The following is a 516-nucleotide window of genomic DNA, read 5'->3' as shown; positions in this document are numbered from 1 at the left end:
CGAAGGGGACCCGGACTGCATTAGACTCTGCAAAGAGTGAATGACTCATTAAGTTCTGTAGGCTAAAACTTAACGCTTTTTTATTTTCTCGAAATACATCAAGAAAAAATAAATAGTGGTATCCCCTAGGGGATTCGAACCCCTGTTACCGCCGTGAAAGGGCGGTGTCCTAGGCCTCTAGACGAAGGGGACCCGGACATATTGTTTTACTTCTAATATAACGAAGACCTATAAGTAACACTTTAGAAGGCTGTTAAAGTGAAACCGCCGTGCTCTTAATAAAATAGCGCGGTGTCCTAGGCTCTCTCTCCTTTTAATCGAAGGGGACCCGGACTGCATTAGACTCTGCAAAGAGTGAATGACTCATTAAGTTCTGTAGGCTAAAACTTAACGCTTTTTTATTTTCTCGAAATACATCAAGAAAAAATAAATAGTGGTATCCCCTAGGGGATTCGAACCCCTGTTACCGCCGTGAAAGGGCGGTGTCCTAGGCCTCTAGACGAAGGGGACCCGGAC

2 tRNA genes are annotated in these 516 nt (G+C 44.6%); both read right to left on the bottom strand.

The window, feature by feature from the left end:
- Positions 1-116: 116 nt before the first annotated feature.
- Positions 117-192 (bottom strand) — tRNA-Glu (locus K5Q58_RS20830).
- A gap of 242 nt (positions 193-434) precedes the next feature.
- Positions 435-510 (bottom strand) — tRNA-Glu (locus K5Q58_RS20825).
- Positions 511-516 lie beyond the last annotated feature (6 nt).

Origin of the sequence: Shewanella sp. KT0246 (genome assembly GCF_019654955.1) — a bacterium.
Classification (GTDB): Bacteria; Pseudomonadota; Gammaproteobacteria; order Enterobacterales; family Shewanellaceae; genus Shewanella; species Shewanella goraebulensis.
Note: the sequence above shows the minus strand (reverse complement) of the source record. Positions and strands in the feature narration are given on the sequence as shown.